Genomic DNA, 25,446 nt, shown 5'->3' with positions numbered 1-25,446 from the left:
TCTGTATAAAATTCCGCCTTAATAATGCGTTTCATTTGCATCAACATAATTTTAATGAAGGGTAGCGTTTAATGAAAAAGGTTCTCTGTGCGTTAGGCCTGGCGGTTGCATCAATGAGTACAGCTCTGGCTACCACGTACCCGCTCACGATAGAAAACTGCGGGTATAAAGAGACATTCACCAAAGCGCCCGAGCGCGTCGTTGCCCTGGGTCAGAATACCGTTGAGATTTTGTTGCTGCTGGGTCTGGAAGATAAGGTGAAAGCCAGCGCGTTCTGGCCGACCAAAGTCTTGCCGCAGCTGGCGGAGCAGAATGCAAAAATCAACACCCTGACGGTAGAAATCCCGACCCTTGAATCCATCCTTTCGCAAAACCCCGACTTCGTACCTGCTCAGCTGCCGCTGCTGCTCGGACCGGAAAGCAAGGTTGCCAAACGAGAAGATCTGGCGACCGTGGGGGTAAACAGCTACCTGTCGCCGGGCATGTGCGCCACCAAAAAAGCAGCGGGCGACATGTACGGCAGCCGTCAGAAGCTGTGGGACATGACCTACCTTTATAAAGAGATCGAAGATTTCGCTAAAATTTTCAACGTCGAAGCGCGCGGCCAGGCCGTTATCGCCGATTTCAAAAAACGTGAAGCAGACCTGCGCCAGGAATTTGGCAAAAACAAAAAAGACCTCTCCTTTGTTTTCTGGTTCTCAAGCTCCTCGCCTTCGGCTGACGCCTATGTAGGCGGTAAAAACAGTGCTTCCGGCTTTATTGCCAACGTGCTGGGCGGGCATAACGCCATTACTTCTGAAACCGAATGGCCGACCGTGGGCTGGGAAAGCATTATTGCCGCCAATCCGGACGTGATTGTGGTTTCAAGCCTGGATCGTAACCGCTGGGCACTGGATAACGCCGAAGAAAAAATCAAATTCCTGAAAAGCGATCCTGCCGTCAGCCAGCTCGACGCGGTGAAGAAAGGTCATATCGTGATAATGGATGGTCAGGCCATGAACCCGACGATCCGCACGCTTTACGGTGCTGAACAGGTCGGCGAACAGCTCAGAAAACTGGGACTAAACTGATGACCACCGCCGTACTTCAGATGCGTCAGGGCGTATTCCTGACCGCATCGTGCCTGCTCGCGTTCGTGCTGCTGTTTCTGGCGATCGCCTTTGGCGTGAGCCTCGGCGAGCTGTCTATCCCGCTGAACAACGTGTTCTACGCCATCAGCAATAAGCTGGGGCTGACCGACGTTCCGCTCAACCGCATCTATGAGAGCGTGATCTGGGACTTTCGCCTCAGCCGGGCGCTGGTGGCAGCGTGCTGCGGCGCCGGGTTAGCCATTTGCGGCGCCGTGCTGCAAAGCCTGTTAAAGAATGCGCTGGCGGAACCTTACGTGCTCGGCGTGTCGGCGGGGGCGTCAACGGGCGCAGTCTCGGTCGTCGTGTTGGGTCTCGGCACCGGCGCGGTGTCCCTTTCTGCGGGTGCGTTTGCCGGGGCGTTCGCCGCCTTTGCGTTTGTCGCCTTTCTGACGAACGGCGCGCGCGGCGGCAATGAACGTACCATTCTGGCGGGCGTGGCGGCCTCTCAGCTGTTTAACGCCATTACCGCCTATACCATCAGCACCTCTGCCAGCGCACAGCAGGCGCGCGACGTGATGTTCTGGCTGCTGGGCAGCTTTAGCGGCGTACGCTGGCCTGAGTTTCAGCTGGCGCTGGTGGTCGTGCTGGCGGGGCTTGCCGTCTGTCTTTACTACTCCCGCGCGCTGGACGCCTTTACCTTTGGTGATGATGCCGCCGCCTCGCTGGGCATTGCCGTGCCCTGGGTGCGCCTGGCCTTGTTCACCACCACGGCCCTGATCACCGCGACCATCGTCAGTATGGCGGGCTCGATTGGTTTTGTGGGGCTGGTCGTGCCGCACGTTATGCGTTTCCTGTTCGGGCCGCTGCACCGCACGCTGCTGATAGCCAGCGCGCTGGCGGGGGCGATCCTGATGGTGCTGGCCGACATCGCCTCGCGGATGCTGATTGCCCCGCAAAGCCTGCCGGTTGGCGTCGTTACCGCGCTGGTGGGCGTACCGTTCTTCGCCGTGATTATCTACCGCTCAAGGAATAAATGATGAGCATCTGCGCCGACAATATCACCTGGAAGGTAGGTAAAAAGGTTATCGTGAATAATGTTTCGCTGAAGGTTTCCCAGGGCGAAACGGTGGGTCTGCTTGGCCCTAACGGCTGCGGTAAATCCTCGCTGTTGCGCATTCTGGCGGGCCTGCGTCGCCCGGATGCCGGATGCGTGACGCTCGACGGACAGGACATTGCCCGCATCGCCAAAAAGCAGCTGGCGCGCCGCGTGGCGTTTGTTGAACAGCACGGAATGACCGACGCCAATATGCGCGTGCGTGACGTGGTCAAACTGGGGCGTATTCCGCACCACTCCCCCTTCTCGAACTGGAGCGCGCAGGATGACGAAACCGTCACCGCCGCCCTGCAACGCGTGGATATGCTGGATCGCAGCGAACAGGGCTGGCTGAGCTTGTCCGGCGGCGAGCGTCAGCGGGTACATATCGCCCGCGCCCTGGCGCAAACGCCTACCGAGATCCTGCTGGATGAACCGACCAATCACCTGGACATTCATCACCAGATGCAGCTCATGCAGCTCATCAGCGAGCTGCCGGTGACCAGCATCGTCGCCATTCACGATCTTAATCACGCGTCCATGTTTTGTGATTCGCTGATCGTGATGCAGCAAGGGCAGATTGTAGCGACCGGAACCCCGAAGGCCATTTTATCCGAGGAACTCCTCTGGGACGTATTCAGAGTGAAAACCAGAATCGAGATCTCGCCGTACCACGGCAAAAAGCACATTCATTTTATCGTGTAGGGACAAGTTAACAAGATGCCTCTTCGCCCTGCCACCACCCTCTGGCCGCCCGTTCTGCTGGGCAGCCAGTTTGTGTTTAATATCGGCTTTTACGCGGTCGTTCCCTTCCTGGCGATCTTCTTACGTGACGATATGCTGCTCTCCGGCGGGCTGATCGGACTGGTGCTGGGGCTGCGCACCTTCTCCCAGCAAGGAATGTTTATTGTCGGCGGCGCGCTTTCAGACCGGTTTGGCGCGAAGAGCGTGATCCTCAGCGGCTGCATTGTCCGCGTGGCGGGTTATCTGCTGCTGGCCTTTGGGCAATCGCTGTGGCCCATCATTCTGGGGGCCTGTCTGACGGGCATTGGCGGCGCGCTGTTCTCACCGTCAATAGAAGCCCTGCTGGCAAAAGCGGGAACGCAAAGTGAGGCAACGGGTAAACGCAGCCGTGCGGAGTGGTTTGCGCTGTTTGCGGTGTGCGGTGAACTCGGCGCCGTACTCGGCCCGGTGATGGGTGCCCTGCTGACGGGGCTGGGTTTTCGCCAGGTTGCGCTCGCTGGCGCAGGGATATTTATCGTTGCGCTGGTGGTGCTCTTTTTCTGCCTGCCTGCGGCGCCCCACAGCACGAAGCCGCTGAAAATTCTGCCCTGGTGGACGACGTTCCGTCAGCCGCGTTTCGTCGCCTTTATCATTGCATACAGCTCATGGCTGTTAAGCTATAACCAGCTTTATCTGGCGCTGCCGGTGGAGATCCAGCGCGCCGGTGGCAGCGAGAAAGATCTGGGACCGCTGTTTATGCTGGCCTCAGTGCTGATTATTGTTCTGCAATTGCCCCTCGCCCGCTTCGCCCGAAAAGTGGGCGCGGTGAGGATTTTACCGGTGGGCTTTTTGCTGCTCTCCGCCTCGTTTGCCAGCGTGGCGCTCTTTGCGGCGACTGAGCCACCGGAAGGCTGGCTGCGCCTGCTGCCCTCCGCAAGCCTCGTCACGCTGTTAACGCTCGGACAGATGTTGCTGGTGCCGTCGGCAAAAGATTTGATCCCATATTTTGCCGAGGAGTCGACGCTTGGGGCGCACTATGGTGCGCTCTCCACCGCCGGCGGCGTTGCGGTGCTGGCGGGGAATTTAGGGTTAGGCAGCCTGCTGGACAAGGCGCTGGTGCCCTCAACGCAAGCCATTTACCCCTGGCTGCTGCTGGCGGTATTTCCGCTGTGCAGCGCCGTCGCCCTGAGCGTGATTTGTCGCCCAATGCAGCGCTGAGTCGATTATTTTTTAGGCCGATACTTTTCCGGTAATTCCGGCACCGGCCGACGATCGTCGATCAGATGACGGATAGTCAGAATCGGATGACGCCATAACATCCGTGGCCCTGCCCAGCGCATCACCTGCTTCATCTCTTCCCGTCTGGCGGGCTGATAGCAGTGTACCGGGCACTGTTTGCAGGCGGGCTTTTCCTCACCGAACACGCATTTATCCAGCCGCTTATCGGCATACGCCTTCAGCGCCTGATAATGTCCTTCTTCCCTTGAGGCCTCAGGACACTGGCGTTCATACAGCGCGATCATTCTGGCGATCGTCTTTTTTTCGCGTGAAATACGTTTACCGGACATGACGTCGTCCTCACCAATAAAGTGCATTTATAATACCTTTTTATCTGCGCATTTTCAGTCATTGCATTCCAATTTCTGAAGCGTCCTTCCAGAATTACCCGTCCCCCCGCTGCTTTTTACTGGTATTTTATACAGGCATGAAGTACTACCTTTGCCCTGTTCACCGGAGAGCCTATGCAGCAGATCGCGATCGCCAAACCCTATCGTCACTTAAAAGTGGGTTACTTCAGAAAACGTCATGAAGATCGTAAAACGAAAATCCCAAAACGCTACAGCGTACACGCCGCGCTGAGCCTGAAGGGCGACTGGCTTGAAAAGGCGGGGTTTACCACCAACTCTCAGGTTCGGGTGGGCGTCGAGCACGGGAAAATCGTCATTGAATTGATGGCGGAAGAAGCCTCGTAAAGTCGTGACTTTTTTCTGCGCCGCACCTTTTTTTCATGCGACAATAGAAGGAACAATCGGCCATTGAGCCGCTCAAAGCGTAATATTTTCAAAGAAATGGATATCATAACTCCATGAGCACAATCGACAATTTCGACGCACATACGCCGATGATGCAGCAGTATCTGAAGCTGAAAGCACAGCATCCAGAAATTCTGCTGTTTTACCGTATGGGCGATTTTTACGAGCTTTTTTATGACGATGCGAAACGTGCGTCTCAGCTGCTCGACATTTCCCTGACGAAACGTGGCGCGTCGGCAGGTGAGCCGATCCCGATGGCGGGCATCCCGCATCACGCGGTTGAAAACTATCTGGCGAAACTGGTGAACCAGGGCGAGTCTGTCGCCATCTGCGAACAAATTGGCGACCCGGCAACGTCGAAAGGCCCCGTTGAGCGCAAGGTCGTGCGCATCGTCACGCCGGGAACCATCAGCGATGAAGCCCTGCTTCAGGAGCGTCAGGATAACCTGCTGGCGGCCATCTGGCAGGACGGTAAAGGGTTTGGCTACGCCACGCTGGACATCAGCTCCGGTCGTTTTCGCCTGAGTGAACCGGCTGACCGTGAAACCATAGCGGCCGAGCTACAGCGCACCAATCCGGCAGAACTGCTCTACGCAGAGGATTTCGCCGAGATGGCGCTGATCGAAGGCCGCCGCGGCCTGCGTCGTCGTCCACTGTGGGAGTTCGAAATTGATACCGCGCGCCAGCAGCTGAACCTGCAATTTGGCACGCGCGATTTGATTGGCTTTGGCGTGGAAAATGCACCGCGCGGGCTGTGTGCAGCAGGCTGCCTGTTGCAGTACGTGAAGGATACGCAACGTACCGCCCTGCCCCATATCCGTTCCATTACCATGGAGCGTCAGCAGGACAGCATCATCATGGATGCCGCCACGCGCCGCAACCTGGAGATCACACAGAACCTCGCTGGTGGCATTGAAAACACGCTGGCGTCGGTGCTCGACAGCACGGTTACCCCAATGGGCAGCCGTATGCTTAAACGCTGGCTGCATATGCCGATTCGCAATACCGAAACGCTCATCGGCCGCCAGCAAACCATTGCCGCATTGCAGGATCGTTACACCGAGTTGCAGCCGGTGCTGCGTCAGGTGGGTGATCTTGAGCGAATCCTTGCACGTCTGGCATTGCGCACCGCGCGTCCACGCGATCTTGCCCGTATGCGTCACGCTTTCCAGCAGTTGCCGGAACTGCGCGCTCAGCTGGAAGAAGTCGACAGCGCGCCGGTGCAAAAGCTCCGCGAAACAATGGGCGAATTTAACGAGCTTCGCGAGCTGCTGGAACGCGCCATCATTGATGCGCCACCTGTTCTGGTGCGCGATGGCGGCGTCATTGCCCCGGGTTACAACGAAGAGCTGGACGAATGGCGCGCGCTGGCCGATGGCGCGACGGATTATCTGGATAAGCTGGAAATCCGCGAGCGTGAACGTCTGGGGCTCGATACCCTTAAAGTCGGCTACAACGCCGTACACGGTTACTATATCCAGATCAGTCGTGGCCAGAGCCACCTGGCACCGATTCACTACGTTCGCCGCCAGACGCTGAAAAACGCCGAGCGCTATATTATCCCCGAGTTGAAAGAGTACGAGGACAAAGTTCTCACGTCGAAAGGTAAAGCGCTGGCGCTGGAAAAACAGCTTTATGACGAGCTGTTCGATATCCTGATGCCGCACCTGGCTGACCTGCAACAGAGCGCCGCCGCGCTGGCCGAGCTGGATGTGCTGGTAAACCTGGCCGAGCGCGCCGAGACGCTGAATTACACCTGTCCAGCCTTCACTGACAAACCCGGCATTCGCATTACCGAAGGCCGACACCCGGTGGTTGAGCAGGTGCTGAACGAGCCATTTATTGCCAACCCGTTGAACCTGTCACCGCAGCGAAGAATGCTGATCATTACCGGCCCTAACATGGGCGGTAAAAGTACCTATATGCGCCAGACAGCCCTTATCGCGCTGCTCGCCTATATTGGCAGCTACGTTCCTGCGCAGAAGGTTGAGATTGGTCCTGTCGACCGAATCTTCACACGCGTGGGTGCGGCGGACGATCTGGCGAGCGGTCGCTCTACCTTTATGGTCGAGATGACCGAAACCGCCAACATTCTGCATAACGCAACAGAGAACAGTCTGGTGTTAATGGATGAAGTGGGACGCGGTACGTCCACCTATGACGGTCTGTCTCTGGCCTGGGCGTGTGCGGAAAGTCTGGCAAATAAAATCAAGGCGCTGACGCTGTTCGCGACTCACTATTTCGAACTGACACAGCTGCCAGAGAAAATGGAAGGCGTGGCTAACGTCCATCTTGATGCGCTTGAGCACGGCGATACCATCGCCTTTATGCACACGGTGCAGGACGGCGCGGCAAGCAAGAGTTATGGCCTGGCCGTCGCCGCGCTGGCGGGCGTGCCGAAAGAGGTGATTAAGCGCGCGCGTCAGAAATTGCGTGAGCTGGAAAGTTTGTCACCGAATGCGGCAGCCACGCAGATAGATGGCACGCAGATGTCGCTGCTGGCGGCCCCGGAAGAGACGTCTCCGGCCGTGGAAGCGCTGGAAAACCTCGACCCGGACTCGCTGACGCCGCGTCAGGCGCTGGAGTGGATTTATCGGCTGAAGAGTCTGGTTTAGTGTTCTGCGGTCTTTTGCCCGGTGGCGCTACGCTTACCGGGCCTACGGGTTTTGTAGGTCGGGTAAGGCGAAGCCGCCACCCGGCAAAAAAGACCGCACAATATTATCGCCCGGTAAGCCTGGCGCCACCGGGCTTTTCCTTTACAGCAGAGGCGGGATCGTCGGCACCTGCGGTGCCTCGTCAATATCCTTCTGCGTCATACGAAATGCTTCAGGATAGTGTTCACGGCTGGTCCGGCGCAGCGGTTCGGTATTGCGCCAGGTATACAGACAGTGCTGACACTGGTATACCGTCCAGACACCTTTCACCGGTGATGTTGCCATTACTTCAATATGTTCATCGGCACAACGTGGACAAATCATTTTTTCCTCCTTATTGACGTGCCGCCAGCATCGCGGTCAGTTTTTCGACCCAGGCTTTGGTTTCGGGGAGATCCTGTACCGGCTGGCTGTAGTGGCCACGGTTGTCCGGGGCGACAGGCGTGGTGGCATCAATGATCAGCTTGTCAGTGATCCCCGCCGGGCTGGAGCCGGGGTCAAGCTCCAGCACAGACATATTCGGTAGCTGTACCAGATCGCCCGCCGGATTGACCTTCGATGACAGCGCCCACATCACCTGCGGCAGGTTAAACGGATCGACGTCCTCATCCACCATAATCACCATCTTCACGTAGCCCAGACCGTGCGGCGTGGTCATGGCGCGGAGCCCGACCGCACGAGCAAAACCGCCGTACCGTTTTTTGGTGGAGATAATCGCCAGCAGGCCGTGTGTGTACATGGCGTTAACCGCCTGCACTTCCGGGAATTCTGCCTTCAGCTGCTGATAAAGCGGCACGCAGGTGGCGGGCCCCATCAGATAATCAATTTCGGTCCACGGCATCCCCAGGTAGAGAGATTCGAAAATGGGTTTAGTACGGTAAGACACTTTATCGATGCGCACGACCGTCATGTTGCGTCCACCGGAGTAGTGCCCGGTAAACTCGCCGAATGGCCCTTCAATCTCGCGTTTCCGGCCTTCAATCACCCCTTCCAGGATCACTTCTGACCCCCACGGCACATCGAAACCGGTCAGCGGGGCCGTCGCAATCGGATATGGGCTTTCGCGTAGCGCGCCGGCCATCTCATATTCGGACTGATCGTATTTCAGCGGCGTGGCGCCCATCAGGGTGATGATCGGATCGTTACCCAACGTAATCGCAATGGGCAGATCTTCGCCGCGCTCTTCGGCCTTATGCAGATGCAGCGCGATATCATGCATCGGTACCGGTTGCAGGCCGAGCTTACGCTTGCCCTTCACTTCCATCCGATAAATACCGACGTTCTGCTTGCCGAAGTGATCGGGGTCGAGCGGATCGCGCGAGACAACGCACGCCTTATCAAGATAAAAACCCCCATCGCCGTCGTTCAGGCGGAACAGCGGCAGAATGTCGAACAGGTTGATGTCTTCTCCGTCAACCGTATTCTCCTCCCAGGCCGGGTTTGCACGACGCTCTGGCGCGACGGGGAATGTGTCCCAGCGACGAATAAACTCGTCGATCTGTTTTTTCACCGGGGTATTCGCCGGCAGCCCCATCGAAATGGCGTGGTTTTGCCACGAGCCGATGGTGTTCATCACCACGCGGGCATCGGTGAAGCCGCGGATATTATCGAACCACAGCGCAGGCGCGCCATCGCCAATGCGCCCGGTAGCGTTGGCGGCCGCCGCCAGATCCGGCTCCGCGTTAACCTCTTCGTCAATTTTCAGCAGCTGCCCTTGCTCATCGAGCGCCTGCAAGAAGCTTCTCAAATCATCAAATGCCATCGTTATTCTCCTGTGAAAAATGTTTCGCTGCCTGCAAACCCTTCCAGCGTCGGGCTTTTTTATGCTCCAGACCAAACTGGTCGAGCACCCGGGTCACGATATGCTGGGTGATGTCATCGGCGGTTTGCGGGTGGTTGTAGTACGCAGGCATAGGCGGCACCATCGCCACGCCCATGCGTGAAAGGGCAAGCATGTTCTCAAGATGAATGGTGCTGAGCGGCGTTTCACGAGGAACGAGCACCAGCTTGCGCCCCTCTTTCAGCACCACGTCTGCCGCACGCCCCACCAGCCCTTCGGCGTAGCCCGCGCGGATACCCGCCAGCGTTTTCATGCTGCACGGGATGACGATCATGCCGTCGGTGCGAAACGAGCCGGAGGAGATGGTGGCAGCCTGATCGGCAGGGCTATGAACGACATCCGCCAGTGCGGCAACGTCATGCGCGGTGAAGGGGGTTTCCAGCTCAATCGTGGTTTTTGCCCACTTCGACATCACCAGATGCGTTTCCACTTCCGGCATTTCCCGCAGCGCCTGCAACAACGCCACGCCTAATGGCGCACCCGTCGCGCCCGTCATTCCTACAATCAGTCTCATTCAGCACCTCAATAAATTCGTTCGTATACGAACATATTAAGTAAACTACTCCTGGATCCTGCGCCTGACAAGATCGTTCGTACACGACCACACTTATCGCTAAAAACTCTCGCGTTAAAATTCAGGCCGAGAGCGGCTATCATAGAAGGAGTATTTTTCCGTCGGAGTGTTCATGGAGTTAAGACAAGAAGCTTTTCACCTGCTACGCCAGCTTTTTCAACAGCATACCGCCCAGTGGCAGCATGCTTTACCCGAGCTGACCAAGCCACAATATGCGGTGATGCGGTCGATAGCTGAAAATCCTGGCATTGAGCAGGTTGCACTGACTGACGTCGCGGTGAGCACCAAAGCGACGCTGGCGGAAATGCTGAGCCGTATGGAATCACGCGGTCTGGTCAGGCGCGAGCACGATCCTGCGGACAAGCGCCGTCGCTTTGTCTTCCTGACGGCTGAAGGTGAGGCCCTGCTGGGAAGCAGTAAACCGATTGGAAATAAGGTGGATGAGGCGTTTTTGGGGCGCCTTAACGACGCGGAACGAGAGCAATTTGTAGCGCTCATCATAAAGATGATGCACGATTAACCAGCCCTGACGCGCATGAAATCAATAAACGTGCGCACTTTTGCCGGCACATGCTGGGCATCGGGATAGACGGCATAAATGCCCTGCTGAGCAAACGTATACGCCGGTAACAGCGAGACCAGATCCCCCGCCTCCAGTGCGTTTCGCACCAGCCACGCCGGCAACAGTGCCACCCCACATCCGGCGAGGGCAAAAGCCATCAGCGCCTGGGCACTGTCTGCATACAGGCGCGGTGCTTTTTTGATCTCAAAGGACACCGGATGTCTATCAACGCCTTTCACCTGCCAGCGCAGCGGCGAAGTTAAACGCTCGTGAATAATCCAGTCAGCATCTGCCAGCTGCTCCAGCGATTCAACCGGATGGTTTGCCAGCCAGCCTGGCGTTGCCACGGGCAGGATGGTGAAGGTGGTAATCAATGCGGCGTGATACCGCGAATCAGCAAGCGTACCCAGCCGAATAGCGACATCGAAGCGCTCCGCGATAAGATCGGCATGCACCGAGGACGAGACATGCCGCACGCGAAGGTCCGGATGCTGCTGGCTAAATTCAGCCAGCAAAGGCACCACAACGTGCGAGCCATACTCGGGCGTGGTAGTGATCCGCAGTTCTCCCGTCAGCCCGGCATGGTTGGCGCGAACGTCATCCTGCAATCGCTCGGCATCCCTTAACAGCATCACGCTTCTCTGATGAAAAAGCCTTCCTGCCTCGGTCAGCGTCAGGCGACGGGTGGATCGCAGCAGCAGAGTTACACCCAGCTCCTCTTCAAGCTGACGAATATGGAAACTGACCACCGCTTTTGTCAGCCCCATCGACTCCGCCGCGGCGGTGAAACTGCCGGTGTCCGCTACGGCGATAAACATCGCCGTTCGCTGTAGATTAAGCATCGCTTTCCTGGCTTACTGTCAAAATAATGTTGACAGTATATCGTGCTTTGTCGCGTTTATCCGTAACGCCGGGGCCGATACGATACGCCACCTCACCGGAGGAACTTCCATGACGTATCGCAGCAAAATCGCCGTCGTCTTTCTGCTCGGCTTTTTCCTTGATTTGATAAACATGTTTATTGCCAGCGTCGCCTTTCCGGCGATGGCTCACGCGTTTAATACCACGCCATCTGCGCTTGCCTGGGTCAGTAACGGATACATTGCCGGGCTGACGTTAGTCATCCCTTTCAGCAGCATCCTGACGCGCCGCGTCGGGCCGAAGCGCGTTATCCTGCTCTCGCTGGCCCTCTTTAGCGCGGCTTCCGTTGCGGCGGGCCTCTCCTCTTCGCTGGAAAGTCTGATTGCATGGCGAGTAGCGCAGGGGGCCGGAGGCGGTTTGCTGATCCCGGTTGGCCAGGCGCTGACCTGGCAACAGTTTAAGCCTCACGAGCGGGCCAGACTCTCCTCGGCGGTGATGCTGGTCGCACTGCTTGCCCCCGCCTGCTCACCGGCTGTGGGCGGCATGCTGGTTCAGACGTTAAGCTGGCGCTGGATATTTTTTGCCACCCTGCCCGTCGCCATCGTTACCTTTGTTTTGGCCTGCGCGTGGCTTAAAACAGAAGTGTCACCGATAAAAACCACCAGGAGAGTAAATCTGTCTTTGCTGGCGGATCCGCTTTTGCGCTTATCCATGCTCATCTATGTGTGCGTACCCGGCATCTTTATTGGCGTAAACGTAACGGGCATGTATTACCTCCAGAACGAGGCCAATATGACACCCGCCGCAACGGGGATGCTTATGCTGCCGTGGTCTGTGGCCTCATTTTTGGCTATCACCGCGACAGGACGCTATTTCAACCGTATCGGCCCCCGGCCGCTGGTGGTCATCGGTTGCCTTTTGCAGGCGGCGGGCATTCTGCTTTTAATTAACGTCACCTCGGCAATGCTGTTACCTGCCGTTGCGTTTGCGCTGATGGGAGCCGGGGGAAGCCTGTGTAGCAGCACGGCTCAGAGCAGCGCGTTTTTGACGGTGCGGCGGGAAGATATGCCAGATGCCAGCGCGCTGTGGAATCTGAATCGTCAGCTGAGCTTTTTTATGGGCGCCCTGCTGCTGGCCCAGGTGCTGAGCACCATGCAGGCGAATATCGCGCCGCTGGCCGCCTGGCACGGGATGTTTATTTTTGCCGCAGCCATCACCCTGCTGCCCATACTGTACGTCTGTCGTCTTAACAACGCGCAGCTTCTTGCGCATCTGCAACAGGAGCAACCATGACGCATTTCGAACAAGAGATCTTCGACATCCACGTCGCACTTGAAAACTGGTTAGGTGAAGGCAAAGGCGATCCCGATGCCCTGCTCGCCCGTTTCCACCCGGACTTTCTGATGGTCACGCCAGGTGGCACACCTTTAGACCATCACGCCCTTGCTCAATTTTTAAACGCGCAGCGTGGAGCCCGGCCTGGGCTCAGGATCGGCATTGATGCGTTAAGGACGCTACAGACGTGGGACAACGGCGCGGTGCTTCATTACCGGGAGACGCAAACCCGACCAGGCCAGCCCGTTAACGTGCGCTGGTCAACCGCGGTGCTCAATCAGGAAGGCGATACCATCAGCTGGCGTTTGCTGCACGAAACGACGCAATCGTAAGGCATAAAAAAGGCCCGTCTCACGACGGGCCTTTTTCTGACGAATGGTTGCTTACTCGCGGAACAGCGCTTCGATATTCAGACCTTGCCCTTGCAGGATTTCGCGCAAGCGGCGCAGACCTTCAACCTGAATCTGACGAACACGTTCACGGGTCAGGCCAATCTCACGGCCGACGTCTTCCAGTGTCGCAGCTTCATACCCCAGTAAACCGAAACGACGTGCCAGCACTTCACGCTGTTTGGCGTTCAGTTCGAACAACCATTTAACGATGCTCTGTTTCATGTCATCGTCCTGCGTGGTGTCTTCCGGGCCGTTGTCTTTTTCATCGGCCAGGATGTCCAGCAGCGCTTTTTCGGAGTCGCCACCCAGCGGGGTGTCAACCGAGGTAATGCGCTCGTTGAGACGCAGCATACGGCTTACGTCATCAACCGGTTTGTCGAGTTGCTCTGCAATCTCTTCCGCACTTGGCTCGTGGTCCAGCTTATGGGACAACTCGCGCGCGGTACGCAGATAAACATTCAACTCTTTGACGATGTGAATCGGCAGTCGAATCGTACGGGTCTGGTTCATAATAGCCCGTTCGATGGTCTGACGAATCCACCAGGTCGCGTAGGTTGAGAAACGGAACCCGCGTTCCGGGTCAAACTTCTCAACTGCGCGGATGAGACCTAAGTTGCCCTCTTCAATCAGATCCAGCAGAGCCAGACCACGATTGCCGTAACGGCGGGCAATTTTCACGACCAGTCGCAGGTTACTTTCGATCATGCGACGACGCGAGGCAACATCACCACGCAAAGCACGACGTGCGAAATAGACTTCTTCTTCGGCCGTTAGCAGTGGGGAGTAACCAATCTCCCCAAGGTAAAGCTGAGTCGCGTCCAGCACACGCTGTGTGGCACCCTGCGATAACAGCTCTTCTTCAGCCAAATCGTTATCACTGGGTTCCTCTTCTACTAAGGCTTTTTCGTCAAAAGCCTCTGATCCGTTCTCATCAAATTCCGCGTCTTCATTTAAATCATGAACTTTCAGCGTATTCTGACTCATAAAGGTGGCTCCTACCCGTGATCCCTGGACGAGACACCCTGGCTGGCATGCCCCGTCAATTTATCGCTGCGGTAAATATTGCAGCGGGTTTACGGATTTCCCCTTGTAACGAATTTCAAAATGCAAGCGTGTAGAACTGGTTCCGGTGCTACCCATGGTAGCGATTTTTTGCCCCGCCTTAACTTCTTGTTGTTCCCGGACCAGCATCGTGTCGTTATGGGCGTAGGCACTCAGGTAATCATCATTATGTTTGATGATAATAAGATTACCGTAACCGCGCAGTGCGTTACCGGCATAGACAACGCGTCCGTCTGCGGTCGCGATGATTGCCTGTCCTTTACTGCCTGCGATATCGATCCCTTTGTTCCCCCCCTCAGAGGTTGCAAAGTTCTCGATAATCTTGCCGTCAGTTGGCCAGCGCCAGGTATTGATTGACGAGCTGGCATTCTGACTGCTTGCAGTCGGTACAGTAGAGCTAACCACAGGTGCCGTAGTCGGTGCTGTGACAACAGTCGCAGTACCTTTATTATTCGGCAACATTTTGTTAGCACTCTGATCACCTGAATCCTCAGAATACGTAATTACAGGTTGGGAAGCAACCGTCGTGGTGGTTTTTTGTGCAGGGGTAACGCTGTTATTTTGCGCGGTGACGTCGGCAGCCGAAACGGTGTTGCCTGGCGTAAGCGGTGTCCCCGTCGCGTTGCCAACCTGAAGCGTTTGCCCAACTTCCAGAGCATACGGGGCCTGGACGTTGTTTCGCTGTGCCAGATCGCGGAAATCGTTCCCGGTGATCCAGGCAATATAGAACAGCGTGTCGCCGCGCTTCACGGTATAGGTGCTGCCGCCGGTATAGCTACCTTTCGGAATGTTCCCATACTTGCGGTTATACACTATGCGGCCATTTTCGGTCTGAACAGGCTGATCGACTGGCTGAATCTGCGTAGGCTGCGTAACTGGACGCTGAACCGGCTGGATCTGCGGAGTTTGCTGCGCCGTTGAGGTGCCCATTTTAGGCGGAGGCGTGATCAACATTCCGCTGGACGTGTTACCCGAGCCGCTGGTTCCATTCACGGAACTGACGGGCGCAGGCGCGTTATTCGAATTTGAACAGCCTGCCAGCCAGAGCGAAACCAGTGATAATGCCGCAACACGGCTGATGGTGAATTTTGGGCTTCCCGCGCTCATTTATCCCCCAGGAATGTGTTAACTACCAGTGACTTAAAAATAACCGTGATGGCACGAACCTATCGCGCCACACCATACGCTGAATTTGCCTTAATAACCCTGGAAAAATCCGAGTCTCAGGCCAGCTCACCCTTAACCAGGGGCACAAAGCGCACGGCTTCCACGGTATCGATAATATACTCGCCGCCGCGTCGACGAACGCGCTTCAAAAGCTGCTGCTCATCTCCGACGGGCAAAACAAGAATGCCGCCCTCGTCCAGCTGCGAGAGAAGTGCAGCGGGAATCTCAGGTGGCGCTGCCGTGACAATGATGGCGTCAAACGGGGCGCGAGCCTGCCAACCCTGCCATCCATCACCGTGGCGTGTCGATACATTATGTAAATCAAGCTGTTTCAGGCGACGGCGCGCCTGCCACTGTAACCCTTTAATCCGTTCCACCGAACAGACATGGTGCACAAGGTGGGCCAGGATCGCGGTTTGATACCCTGAACCGGTGCCAATTTCCAGCACCCGGGATTCTGGCGTTAACTCCAGAAGCTCCGTCATCCGCGCCACCATGTAGGGCTGCGAAATCGTCTGGCCTTGCCCAATGGGCAGCGCCACGTTTTCCCACGCTTTGTGTTCAAACGCCTCATCTACAAACTTCTCACGGGGAACCTGAGCGAGCGCATCCAGCACCTGCTCGCTGGCGATCCCCTGAGCGCGTAATTGTTCCAGAAGAGTTTGTACACGTTTACTTACCATTGCGCGTTCACTCCGACCCGATCTAACCAGTCCGACACCACATCATGCGCGCTATAAGCGGTTAAATCCACGTGCAACGGCGTAACGGAAACGTATCCCTCATCCACCGCAGCGAAGTCGGTGTCTGGCCCGGCATCGCATTTATCTCCCGGCGGGCCGATCCAGTACAGGGTATTGCCGCGCGGATCCTGCTGGGGAATAACCTGATCGGCAGGATGGCGACTACCGCAGCGCGTCACGCGGATCCCTTTAATCTCGTCCAGCGGGAGATCCGGCACGTTAATATTGAGGATACGTCCGGTACGCAGCGGCTCGCGGCCAAGCGCACGGAGAAGGGAGCAGGTCACCGCGGCGGCAGTGTCGTAGTGGGTGTGACCGTTTAACGAGACCGCCAGCGCCGGGAACCCCAGGTGACGCCCTTCCATCGCCGCGGCCACGGTGCCGGAGTAAATCACATCATCGCCAAGATTCGGCCCGGCATTGATGCCGGAGACCACAACGTCCGGTCGTGGGCGCATCAGCGCGTTCACGCCCAGAAACACGCAGTCGGTCGGCGTCCCCATCTGAACGGCAATATCGCCATTCTCAAAGGTAAAGGTGCGTAGTGAAGACTCCAGCGTCAATGAGTTAGACGCGCCGCTGCGGTTACGATCGGGAGCCACGACCTGCACATCGGCAAATTCACGGAGGTGTTTCGCCAGCGTCTGAATACCTGGCGCATGGATCCCGTCATCGTTACTCAGCAATATTCGCATAATCACCCGACGTGTTGATAAGTTCCCTGACAACACTGGTGGCAAAGTTACCTGCCGGCAGCCAGAAGCGTAACTCGACGGTTACGTCATCCCACCAGTTCCAGCTCAGCTGTTGCGGGTAGAGGAGCATCGCACGGCGTGCCGCCTCGACCTTTTCCCGCACCAGCAATGATTGTAATTCCGGCGCATCCGCCACCGCTGACTCCTCAAAAACCCGCGCCTCGCCCTGGGTTCCCCAGTCGCCTGAGCCCGGCAAGGCGGCGGTGATCATCAGCGCTTTAGCGTCCACGCGCGACTGGACATCGGCCATCTCTTCGGCCGTTGCCACAAACCAGCTTCCGCGTCCCGCTAATTGTAGCGCATCGCCGACAACAACTTGATTCGCGTCCGGTTTTTTCAGCCGTTGGCTCACAATCTGATTAAACAACGCGCTGCGGGCTGCCGACAACCAAAAACTGCGTTTATTACGATCGCGCACCGGTGCATCGCTTTGCGCCCAGCGCAGCGCGCCCAGCAGGTTGCTGCCGCCGATCCCAAAGCGCTGCGCGCCGAAATAGTTCGGCACGCCGCGTTCGTTAATGGCCTTCAGGCGTTTTTCAACGTCTTCGCGGTCGGTCACTTCGCGCAGTACCAGGGTAAAGGCATTGCCTTTCAGTGCGCCCAGACGCAGCTTGCGCTTGTGACGGGCGTACTCCAGCACCTTACAGCCTTCAAGCTCAAATTTGCTTAAATCAGGCATCGCATTGCCGGGCACGCGGGCGCAAAGCCACTGCTCGGTCACGGCGTGCTTGTCTTTCTGCCCGGCGAAGCTCACCTCGCGGGCGTGAATGTTGAGGAATTTTGCCAGCGCGTCCGCCACGAAGCGGGTGTTGCAGCCGTTTTTCAGGATGCGCACCAGAATGTGCTCGCCTTCGCCGTCCGGCTCAAAGCCGAGATCTTCCACCACCACGAAATCTTCAGGGTTGGCCTTCAGCAGCCCATTGCCCTGCGGTTTACCGTGCAGATACGTCAGATTATCGAAATCCGTCATTTGGCCGCCTTCACCAGCAGCGCCACGGCCTCACAGGCAATGCCTTCGCCACGGCCGGTAAAGCCCAGCTTCTCCGTGGTGGTGGCTTTGACGTTTACGTCGTCCATATGGCAGCCCAGATCTTCAGCAATAAACACGCGCATCTGCGGGATATGCGGCAGCATCTTCGGCGCCTGAGCAATGATCGTCACGTCAACGTTGCCGAGGGAGTAGCCTCTGGCCTGAATGCGGCGCCACGCTTCGCGCAGCAGCTCGCGGCTGTCCGCGCCCTTAAAAGCAGGATCGGTGTCCGGGAACAGTTTGCCGATGTCGCCCAGCGCGGCGGCACCCAGCAGCGCGTCGGTCAGCGCGTGCAGCGCCACGTCGCCGTCAGAGTGCGCCAGCAGGCCTTTTTCGTAAGGAATACGCACGCCGCCAATGATAATTGGGCCAACGCCGCCAAAGGCGTGTACATCAAAACCGTGTCCAATACGCATTATGCCTTCTCCTGAGAGGTCGTACGGGTAAGATAAAATTCCGCGAGCTGTAAGTCTTCCGGGCGCGTCACTTTTATATTATCAGCGCGCCCTTCAACAAGCGTGGGGTGAAAACCGCAATACTCCAGCGCCGAGGCTTCGTCCGTAATGGTCGCACCTTCTTTAAGCGCACGCGTTAAGCAGTCGTGGAGTAATTCGCGGGGGAAAAATTGTGGCGTCAGCGCGTGCCATAAATCAACGCGCTCAACGGTGTGCGCAATCGCCGGTTTACCCGGTTCGCCACGCTTCATGGTGTCACGCACCGGCGCGGCCAGAATACCGCCCACTTTACTGGTTTCACTCAGGGCCAGCAGACGCGACAGATCGTCGTGATGCAGGCAGGGACGCGCGGCATCGTGCACCAGCACCCACTGCGCGTGTCCGGCAGCCTGAATGCCCGCCAGAACGGAGTCGGCCCGCTCGGCGCCGCCGTCAACAACGGTAATCTGAGGATGATTTGCCAGCGGAAGCTGCGCAAAACGCGCATCGCCGGGGCTGATGGCAATCACAACGCGCGTCACCCGAGGATGCGCCAGCAGCGCCGCCACGGCGTGCTCGAGGATCGTTTTATCACCAATTGAGAGGTACTGCTTGGGACACTCTGTCTGCATGCGCCGGCCAAAACCTGCGGCCGGCACCACGGCACAGACGTCCGAAAAAGTTGCTGCCATGTCGTAATCCTGGGCCTGATTATCGATTGTTTTGTGCGGAGCCCTGATTGCGTTTAGACGCATCCGGAACCAGACGATAAAACGTTTCGCCCGGCTTAGTCATACTGAGTTCATTGCGTGCGCGCTCCTCAATCGCCTCCTGGCCGCCATTGAGGTCATCAATTTCAGCAAAAAGTTGATCGTTACGCGCTTTAAGTTTGGCGTTTGTCGCCTGCTGTGCCGCGACGTCATCGCTCACCCGGCTGTAGTCGTGCAGTCCGTTTTTGCCGAACCACAGCGAATATTGCAGCCAGACCAGCAAAGCCAGCAACAGCAGCGTTAGTTTACCCATCCTGCCCCCTGAAAAAACGGCATCATCATCCCATAACTTTCCGCTGGACTCTACTGCGGGGTTTTAATTATGCCGTAAGTTAGCCCATCAGCCATAAAAACAGCAGACCAAAGATGACCACAACGGTGGCAATAGTGATGAGGGTACTATACAGGAGCTTGCCGTTGAAAAGGGAGTGCAGCGCAACGCCGACAACCACCGCAACGGGCATCAGCGCGAGGAAGAAAGGCCAGGTATAGAGGAAAAAGAAGAGTGTGTTTCCACCGTAGATCAAAAACGGGATACCCAGCGCCAGTAACCACGACACGAAGCCGACAATCGCCCCAGGAAAGGACCAGGTCGTCTCGTCGTCGGTCGTTAACGGTTCCGACCCGGTGGTAATAATGTAGTTTTCACTGTTGCGCATAGCTAATCCTGTGACCGTGACTCATCGCTCGGGAAGACAGCTCCCGAACGATACCGTCTCAGGAGCTGATAATATCGTCCCGTCTGAGCAGGTCTAATAATTGGCTTACTAAATTTGTTACCAATTGTTGGCCTTCCAGATGAATCTCAGGGGATTCAGGCGCTTCGTAAACCGCGTCAATCCCGGTGAAGTTTCGCAGCTCTCCCGCGCGGGCTTTTTTGTACAATCCTTTTGGATCGCGCGCTTCGCAGATCTCAAGCGGCGTATCCACAAACACCTCAATGAAGCGATTCTGCCCCACGCGCTCACGCACCATCTGACGTTCAGCGCGGTGCGGCGAGATAAACGCCGTGAGCACCACCAGCCCGGCATCCGCCATCAGGCTGGCGACTTCCCCTACCCGACGAATGTTCTCTTTGCGGTCGTCATCGCTGAACCCCAAATCACTGCACAGGCCGTGACGCACGTTGTCGCCATCCAGCAGATAGGTGCTTACTCCCTGCTGATGCAGCGCCTCTTCCAGCGCGCCTGCCACCGTGGATTTACCGGAGCCAGACAGCCCGGTAAACCACAGCACAACCCCACGGTGACCGTGGAGCTGTTCGCGCTGGGCGACGGTGACCGGATGAGGATGCCAGACGACGTTCTCATCATGGGCAGCCATTACTTGCCTCCCAGCAAATCGCGTGCGCCCCAGTGCGGGAAGTGCTTACGCACCAGCGCGTTCAGCTCCAGTTCAAACGCGCTGAACTCAGAGGCCACGGCAGCCTGCGCGTTTGGCTCGCGCACCATCCCGGCACCGACGGTGACGTTCGTCAGGCGGTCGATAAAGATCAGCCCGCCCGTCACCGGATTCTGCTGATACGGATCCAGCACCAGCGGCTCGTCGAAGGTCAGGTCCACCAGGCCGATGCCGTTCAGCGGCAGCTCGCTTACGTCGCGCTGGGTCAGGTTGTTGATGTCCACCTGGAACTGAATGCCGTCCACGCGTGCACGGGTTTTCTTCCCGGCAATTTTCATATCGTAGCTCTGGCCTGCGGTCAGCGGCTGTTCCGCCATCCACACCACGTCCACGGACGCGCCCTGCACCGCCGCCAGCGTTTCCTGCGCGTCAACCAGCAGATCGCCACGGCTGATATCAATCTCGTCTTTCAGTACCAGCGTCACCGCTTCACCAGCCCCGGCTTCGTCCAGATCGCCATCAAAGGTAACGATACGGGCAATGGACGATTCCACGCCGGACGGCAGCACCTTCACGCGCTGTCCTACCTTCACGGAGCCAGAGGCGATAGTGCCGGAGAAGCCGCGGAAATCGAGGTTCGGGCGGTTAACGTACTGCACCGGGAAGCGCATCGGCTGGGTCTCAACCACGCGCTGAATTTCAACGGTTTCCAGCACTTCCAGCAGCGTTGGGCCGCTGTACCACGGCATCTTCGCGCTCTGAGAGGCGACGTTATCCCCTTCCAGCGCCGAGAGTGGCACGAAGCGAATATCCAGGTTGCCCGGCAGCTGTTCAGCAAAGGTCAGGTAGCTCTGGCGGATCTCGTCGAATCGCGCTTCGCTATAGTCCACCAGGTCCATTTTATTGACCGCCACCACCAGGTGTTTGATCCCCAGCAGCGTAGAGATAAAGCTGTGACGACGGGTCTGATCCAGCACGCCTTTGCGGGCGTCGATCAGCAGGATCGCCAGGTCGCAGGTGGAGGCGCCGGTTGCCATGTTGCGGGTGTACTGCTCATGCCCCGGGGTGTCGGCGATAATAAACTTGCGCTTCTCGGTGGAGAAGTAGCGATAGGCCACATCAATGGTGATGCCCTGCTCACGCTCCGCCTGCAAGCCGTCCACCAGCAGTGCCAGATCGAGTTTTTCGCCCTGGGTACCGTGACGTTTACTGTCATTGTGCAGAGAAGAGAGCTGATCTTCGTAAATCTGGCGCGTGTCGTGCAGCAGACGGCCAATCAGGGTACTTTTCCCGTCATCAACGCTGCCGCAGGTCAGGAAACGCAGCAGGCTTTTGTACTGTTGGGCGTGCAGATAAGCTTCCACGCCGCCTTCATCGGCAATTTGTTGGGCAATAGTCGTGTTCATGGCGGCTCCTTAGAAATAACCCTGACGTTTCTTCAGCTCCATGGAGCCTGCCTGGTCGCGGTCAATCACGCGGCCCTGTCGCTCACTGGTGGTCGACACCAGCATCTCCTCGATGATCTCCGGCAGCGTCTGCGCGTTGGATTCCACCGCGCCGGTCAACGGCCAGCAGCCGAGAGTACGGAAACGGACCATCTGCTTCTTGATCACTTCGCCCGGCTGTAAATCAATACGATCGTCGTCGATCATCATCAGCATGCCGTCGCGCTCCAGCACCGGGCGCTCGGCGGCCAGATACAGCGGAACGATTTCAATATTTTCCAGATAGATGTACTGCCAGATATCCAGCTCGGTCCAGTTGGAGAGCGGGAAGACGCGAATGCTTTCGCCCTTGTTGATCTGGCCGTTGTAGTTGTGCCACAGCTCCGGGCGCTGGTTTTTCGGGTCCCAGCGGTGGAAGCGGTCGCGGAAGGAGTAGATTCGCTCCTTGGCGCGGGATTTCTCCTCGTCGCGGCGCGCGCCGCCGAAGGCCGCGTCGAAACCGTATTTATTCAGCGCCTGCTTCAGCCCTTCGGTTTTCATGATGTCGGTATGCTTGGCGCTGCCGTGCACGAACGGGTTAATGCCCATCGCCACCCCTTCCGGGTTTTTGTGCACCAGCAGCTCGCAGCCGTAGGCTTTGGCGGTACGGTCGCGGAACTCGTACATCTCGCGGAATTTCCAGCCGGTATCCACGTGCAGCAGCGGGAACGGCAGCGTGCCCGGATAAAACGCTTTACGCGCCAGGTGCAGCATGACGCTGGAATCTTTACCGATGGAATACATCATCACCGGGTTAGAAAACTCTGCGGCCACTTCGCGGATAATATGGATACTTTCCGCTTCAAGCTGCCGCAGGTGAGTCAGTCGTTTTTGGTCCATAACCGTTCCTTAAGCCAAATTGATAACAGAAGACCCGAAGCCTTCTGTGTCGGTTGTGTGCTGGAACCAGGCGAGCGTGCTGTGCAGCTGCACCACTTCTCCCACCACGATCAGGGCGGGCATCGGGGCATCTTTCGCCAGGGTTGCAAGGTCTTGTAATGTGCCGATAGCGACGTGCTGATCGACGCGTGTTCCGCGGGAAATCACGGCTACCGGCGTCATCGCATCGCGACCGTGCTGAATAAGCTGTTCGCTGATGTCTGCCGCCTTCATCGTGCCCATATAAATCGCCAGCGTTTGTCGACTCTGGGCCAGATGCGACCAGTCAAACGGCGTGCTGTCGGCTTTATAGTGCCCGGTCACGAAGGTTACGCTCTGGGCGTAATCGCGATGGGTCAGCGGAATACCGGCATAGGCGGTGACGGCAGATGCCGCCGTAATGCCGGGGACCACCTGAAACGGAACGCCCGCTTCGGCTGCCGCCTGCAATTCTTCGCCACCACGTCCGAAGATAAACGGGTCACCCCCTTTCAGGCGCACCACGGTCTTGCCCGCTTTCGCGGCGGCAATCAGCATCTGGTTAGTGTCGTGCTGCGGCACGGAGTGCTCGCCGGCGCGTTTGCCGACGCAAATTTGCTCCGCGTCCCGGCGGATCAGCTCGCGGATGCCGTCGGTGACCAGATGGTCGTAGAACACTACGTCCGCATCCTGAAGCACCTGGAGGCCACGCAGCGTCAGCAGCCCGGCATCGCCCGGCCCGGCGCCCACCAGAATGATCTCCCCGCCCGTACTGCCGGGGTTATCCAGCTCGTCCTCGAGGACTTGCTGCGCCGCCGTCTCGTTGCCGACATGCATCAGGCTGGCAAAGCGTCCGCGAAAAACGCGCTCCCAGAAGCGGCGGCGTTCCGCCACGCTGGTGAGACGCGTTTTCAGGTGGCTGCGCCAGTAGCTGGCTTTCTCCGCCATGCGTCCGAGGCTGGTTGGCAGCAGCGCTTCGATTTTTTCCCGCAGCACGCGCGCCAGCACCGGTGCGGTACCGCCGGAGGAGATCGCCACCAGCAGCGGCGAGCGATCAACAATCGACGGGAAGATAAATGAACACAGCGGCTGGTCGTCTACCACGTTAACCAGACGGTGACGGGCCTGGGCAGCGTCGGAGATGCGCCAATTGAGCGCCCGATCTTCGGTTGCCGCAATGACCAGCACCACGCTGTCTATCTGTGACGCTTCAAAATCCGCCTCTTCTACGACCTGCACCTGCGCCCCTGCGCGCTGCAAAAACGCGATTTTGCGATCGGCAATTTCACCCGTTCCGACAACCAGTACCGGTCGGTCTTTCAGGGTGGCAAAAAGGGGGAGATAGTCCACAGGCAACAACTCGCTAACAACAAGGAATAAGGGGACTATAGGGGGCGGCTTAGATCGAATGAAATTACGAATTGGAATGAGTAGTTACTCAATGGAATAACGCCGTGGAAAAGCAAATATCAAAAAGTGCTTAACACGCGAAATTTCGGGCATTTAAGAGCAATTCAAATTGTGTCTACCCGATCACAGTTTCATACTATGCGGGTTAAAATTTTGCTCTGTTTTTAAGGACTCACTATGTTTTCCGCAATGCGCCACCGATTCGTTGCCCTGGCGCTCGGCGTTTGCTTTATCCTTCCGGCTCAGGCAAAAAATCAATCTTACGGTGAAATAGCCAGTATGCAGGCACGGCATATTGCGACTGTCTTTCCGGGCCGCATGACCGGCACCCCAGCCGAGATGCTCTCGGCAGACTATATTCGTCAGCAGTTTGCGGATATGGGCTACGAAAGCAACATTCGCGCTTTTCACAGCCGCTACATCTTTACCTCACGGAATAAAACGCAAAACTGGCATAACGTGACCGGCAGCACGGTGATTGCGGCGCACGAGGGGAAAGCGGCTGAGCAGATTATCATCATGGCGCATCTTGATACCTACGCCCCGATGAGCGACGCCGATATTGACAATAACCTCGGCGGGTTGACGCTTCAGGGGCTGGATGACAATGCGGCAGGGCTGGGCGTCATGCTTGAGCTGGCCGAACGCCTGAAGAATATTCCAACGGAATACAGCATTCGCTTTGTGGCGACCAGCGGCGAAGAAGAAGGAAAACTCGGCGCTGAGAATCTCCTCAAACGTATGAGCCCTGCGGAGAAGAAAAATACGCTGTTAGTGATTAACCTCGATAATCTGATCGTGGGAGATAAGCTCTATTTTAATAGCGGACAGAGCACGCCGAGCAGCGTGCGTAAACTCACCCGCGACCGCGCGCTGGCGCTTGCCCGTTCGCATGGCGTCTATGCCGCGACAAACCCGGGCGGTAATCCGGATTATCCAAAAGGCACGGGCTGCTGTAATGACGGTGAAGTGTTTGATAAGGCCGGCATCCCGGTGCTGTACGTAGAGGCGACGAACTGGACGCTGGGCAAAAAGGACGGCTATCAGCAGCGCGCCAAATCAAAGGCGTTCCCGAACGGGACCAGCTGGCATGACGTGCGGCTGGATAATCAGCAGCACATTGATAAAACGCTGCCGCAGCGGATTGAGCACCGCAGCCGGGATGTCGTGAAAGTGATGCTGCCGCTGGTGAAGGAGCTGGCGAAAGCGGGCAAAGCCTGATGTCGTTAAGCCCGGTGGCGCTGCGCTTACCGGG

28 protein-coding genes are annotated in these 25,446 nt (G+C 57.3%); 10 read left to right on the top strand and 18 right to left on the bottom strand.

The genetic code is table 11. The features are described 5' to 3' along the window. Positions 1-71 precede the first annotated feature (71 nt). From IM267_RS08980 to IM267_RS08965, 4 genes are read left to right on the top strand one after another with little or no spacing between them, the layout of a single operon-like run. Positions 72-1,070 (top strand): ABC transporter substrate-binding protein, encoded by a 999-nt coding sequence (locus IM267_RS08980; protein ID WP_112792744.1) that lies wholly within the window; start codon positions 72-74, stop codon positions 1,068-1,070. Beyond that, positions 1,070-2,107, top strand: a complete 1,038-nt coding sequence (locus IM267_RS08975; protein WP_063869386.1) for an iron ABC transporter permease — start codon at positions 1,070-1,072, stop codon at positions 2,105-2,107. Before IM267_RS08980 ends, IM267_RS08975 begins: the two co-directional genes overlap by 1 nt. Then, on the top strand, positions 2,107-2,868 hold the full coding sequence (locus tag IM267_RS08970; RefSeq protein ID WP_193033256.1) for an ABC transporter ATP-binding protein: 762 nt from the start codon (positions 2,107-2,109) through the stop codon (positions 2,866-2,868). The genes IM267_RS08975 and IM267_RS08970 overlap by 1 nt, the downstream gene beginning before the upstream one ends. Positions 2,869-2,883: 15 nt before the next feature. Further along, positions 2,884-4,104 carry an MFS transporter gene (locus IM267_RS08965; RefSeq protein WP_193033220.1) on the top strand — a complete coding sequence of 407 codons (1,221 nt, stop codon included), beginning with the start codon at positions 2,884-2,886 and terminating at the stop codon, positions 4,102-4,104. A gap of 5 nt (positions 4,105-4,109) precedes the next feature. Here the strand turns inward: IM267_RS08965 and IM267_RS08960 are convergent, their stop codons facing one another. After that, a complete protein-coding gene (locus tag IM267_RS08960; protein ID WP_063452023.1) occupies positions 4,110-4,454 on the bottom strand; it encodes a nitrous oxide-stimulated promoter family protein in 345 nt (114 codons plus the stop codon). A gap of 174 nt (positions 4,455-4,628) precedes the next feature. On the opposite strand from IM267_RS08960, the gene IM267_RS08955 reads away from it, so the two are divergent. Both IM267_RS08955 and mutS read left to right on the top strand, forming a co-directional pair. Beyond that, the gene (locus IM267_RS08955) at positions 4,629-4,859 is read left to right on the top strand and encodes a SymE family type I addiction module toxin (RefSeq protein WP_063869382.1); all 231 of its coding nucleotides are present in this window, start codon (positions 4,629-4,631) and stop codon (positions 4,857-4,859) included. 113 nt (positions 4,860-4,972) lie between these two features. Continuing rightward, complete coding sequence (mutS, locus tag IM267_RS08950; protein ID WP_193033219.1) at positions 4,973-7,534, top strand: DNA mismatch repair protein MutS; 2,562 nt, start codon at positions 4,973-4,975, stop codon at positions 7,532-7,534. A gap of 141 nt (positions 7,535-7,675) precedes the next feature. On the opposite strand, the gene IM267_RS08945 is transcribed toward mutS, so the two are convergent. Genes IM267_RS08945 through IM267_RS08935 form a run of 3 tightly spaced genes read right to left on the bottom strand, consistent with a single transcriptional unit; the run spans position 7,676 to position 9,927 of the window. Then, positions 7,676-7,897 (bottom strand): non-oxidative hydroxyarylic acid decarboxylases subunit D, encoded by a 222-nt coding sequence (locus tag IM267_RS08945; RefSeq protein ID WP_033146398.1) that lies wholly within the window; start codon positions 7,895-7,897, stop codon positions 7,676-7,678. A gap of 10 nt (positions 7,898-7,907) precedes the next feature. Beyond that, on the bottom strand, positions 7,908-9,335 hold the full coding sequence (locus IM267_RS08940) for a non-oxidative hydroxyarylic acid decarboxylases subunit C (RefSeq protein ID WP_193033218.1): 1,428 nt from the start codon (positions 9,333-9,335) through the stop codon (positions 7,908-7,910). Then, positions 9,325-9,927, bottom strand: coding sequence for a non-oxidative hydroxyarylic acid decarboxylases subunit B (locus IM267_RS08935; protein WP_063451878.1), 603 nt, complete (start codon positions 9,925-9,927; stop codon positions 9,325-9,327). Before IM267_RS08935 ends, IM267_RS08940 begins: the two co-directional genes overlap by 11 nt. A gap of 172 nt (positions 9,928-10,099) precedes the next feature. Between IM267_RS08935 and IM267_RS08930 the strand changes: the two genes are divergently transcribed. After that, positions 10,100-10,507: a MarR family winged helix-turn-helix transcriptional regulator gene (locus IM267_RS08930; protein ID WP_063451879.1), complete on the top strand. Its 408-nt coding sequence runs from the start codon at positions 10,100-10,102 to the stop codon at positions 10,505-10,507. Here the strand turns inward: IM267_RS08930 and IM267_RS08925 are convergent. After that, complete coding sequence (locus IM267_RS08925) at positions 10,504-11,391, bottom strand: LysR family transcriptional regulator (RefSeq protein ID WP_193033217.1); 888 nt, start codon at positions 11,389-11,391, stop codon at positions 10,504-10,506. The two genes, IM267_RS08930 and IM267_RS08925, sit on opposite strands and share 4 nt — an antisense overlap. A gap of 109 nt (positions 11,392-11,500) precedes the next feature. Between IM267_RS08925 and IM267_RS08920 the strand changes: the two genes are divergently transcribed. After that, positions 11,501-12,703 (top strand): MFS transporter, encoded by a 1,203-nt coding sequence (locus IM267_RS08920; RefSeq protein ID WP_107533610.1) that lies wholly within the window; start codon positions 11,501-11,503, stop codon positions 12,701-12,703. Continuing rightward, entirely contained in the window at positions 12,700-13,077 is a 378-nt protein-coding gene (locus IM267_RS08915) for a DUF4440 domain-containing protein (RefSeq protein WP_193033216.1), read from the top strand. The genes IM267_RS08920 and IM267_RS08915 overlap by 4 nt, the downstream gene beginning before the upstream one ends. 51 nt (positions 13,078-13,128) lie before the next feature. Here IM267_RS08915 and rpoS read toward each other — a convergent pair whose 3' ends face one another. The 13 genes from rpoS to cysG form a co-directional block, all read right to left on the bottom strand. Further along, complete coding sequence (rpoS, locus tag IM267_RS08910) at positions 13,129-14,121, bottom strand: RNA polymerase sigma factor RpoS (protein WP_022649182.1); 993 nt, start codon at positions 14,119-14,121, stop codon at positions 13,129-13,131. Positions 14,122-14,181: 60 nt separating this feature from the next. Further along, on the bottom strand, positions 14,182-15,306 hold the full coding sequence (gene nlpD, locus IM267_RS08905) for a murein hydrolase activator NlpD (protein WP_063869369.1): 1,125 nt from the start codon (positions 15,304-15,306) through the stop codon (positions 14,182-14,184). A gap of 116 nt (positions 15,307-15,422) precedes the next feature. Continuing rightward, a complete protein-coding gene (locus IM267_RS08900) occupies positions 15,423-16,049 on the bottom strand; it encodes a protein-L-isoaspartate(D-aspartate) O-methyltransferase (protein ID WP_063451884.1) in 627 nt (208 codons plus the stop codon). Next, positions 16,043-16,804 carry a 5'/3'-nucleotidase SurE gene (surE, locus tag IM267_RS08895; protein ID WP_006811764.1) on the bottom strand — a complete coding sequence of 254 codons (762 nt, stop codon included), beginning with the start codon at positions 16,802-16,804 and terminating at the stop codon, positions 16,043-16,045. Before surE ends, IM267_RS08900 begins: the two co-directional genes overlap by 7 nt. Beyond that, positions 16,785-17,834, bottom strand: a complete 1,050-nt coding sequence (gene truD, locus IM267_RS08890) for a tRNA pseudouridine(13) synthase TruD (protein ID WP_193033215.1) — start codon at positions 17,832-17,834, stop codon at positions 16,785-16,787. The genes surE and truD overlap by 20 nt, the downstream gene beginning before the upstream one ends. Further along, positions 17,831-18,310 (bottom strand): 2-C-methyl-D-erythritol 2,4-cyclodiphosphate synthase, encoded by a 480-nt coding sequence (gene ispF, locus IM267_RS08885; protein WP_193033214.1) that lies wholly within the window; start codon positions 18,308-18,310, stop codon positions 17,831-17,833. The genes truD and ispF overlap by 4 nt, the downstream gene beginning before the upstream one ends. Next, positions 18,310-19,020: a 2-C-methyl-D-erythritol 4-phosphate cytidylyltransferase gene (ispD, locus tag IM267_RS08880; RefSeq protein ID WP_131636304.1), complete on the bottom strand. Its 711-nt coding sequence runs from the start codon at positions 19,018-19,020 to the stop codon at positions 18,310-18,312. The genes ispF and ispD overlap by 1 nt, the downstream gene beginning before the upstream one ends. A gap of 19 nt (positions 19,021-19,039) precedes the next feature. Further along, positions 19,040-19,351, bottom strand: a complete 312-nt coding sequence (gene ftsB, locus IM267_RS08875; protein ID WP_003862095.1) for a cell division protein FtsB — start codon at positions 19,349-19,351, stop codon at positions 19,040-19,042. Between the two features lie 79 nt (positions 19,352-19,430). Beyond that, the gene (locus tag IM267_RS08870) at positions 19,431-19,757 is read right to left on the bottom strand and encodes a DUF3561 family protein (protein WP_063869363.1); all 327 of its coding nucleotides are present in this window, start codon (positions 19,755-19,757) and stop codon (positions 19,431-19,433) included. A 58-nt stretch (positions 19,758-19,815) separates the two neighbouring features. Further along, positions 19,816-20,421, bottom strand: a complete 606-nt coding sequence (gene cysC, locus IM267_RS08865) for an adenylyl-sulfate kinase (protein WP_193033213.1) — start codon at positions 20,419-20,421, stop codon at positions 19,816-19,818. Continuing rightward, positions 20,421-21,845 carry a sulfate adenylyltransferase subunit CysN gene (gene cysN, locus IM267_RS08860; RefSeq protein ID WP_193033212.1) on the bottom strand — a complete coding sequence of 475 codons (1,425 nt, stop codon included), beginning with the start codon at positions 21,843-21,845 and terminating at the stop codon, positions 20,421-20,423. Before cysN ends, cysC begins: the two co-directional genes overlap by 1 nt. 9 nt (positions 21,846-21,854) lie before the next feature. Next, positions 21,855-22,763, bottom strand: coding sequence for a sulfate adenylyltransferase subunit CysD (cysD, locus tag IM267_RS08855; protein WP_008499613.1), 909 nt, complete (start codon positions 22,761-22,763; stop codon positions 21,855-21,857). A 9-nt stretch (positions 22,764-22,772) separates the two neighbouring features. Continuing rightward, the gene (gene cysG, locus IM267_RS08850; protein ID WP_193033211.1) at positions 22,773-24,131 is read right to left on the bottom strand and encodes a siroheme synthase CysG; all 1,359 of its coding nucleotides are present in this window, start codon (positions 24,129-24,131) and stop codon (positions 22,773-22,775) included. 237 nt (positions 24,132-24,368) lie between these two features. Here cysG and IM267_RS08845 point away from each other — a divergent pair, with 237 nt between their 5' ends. Beyond that, positions 24,369-25,412, top strand: a complete 1,044-nt coding sequence (locus IM267_RS08845; RefSeq protein WP_107533615.1) for an aminopeptidase — start codon at positions 24,369-24,371, stop codon at positions 25,410-25,412. Positions 25,413-25,446 lie beyond the last annotated feature (34 nt).

This window comes from Enterobacter cloacae complex sp. P15RS (assembly GCF_014895905.1).
GTDB classification, from domain to species: Bacteria; Pseudomonadota; Gammaproteobacteria; order Enterobacterales; family Enterobacteriaceae; genus Enterobacter; species Enterobacter quasihormaechei.
This window is presented reverse-complemented; position numbering and strand designations above follow the sequence as displayed.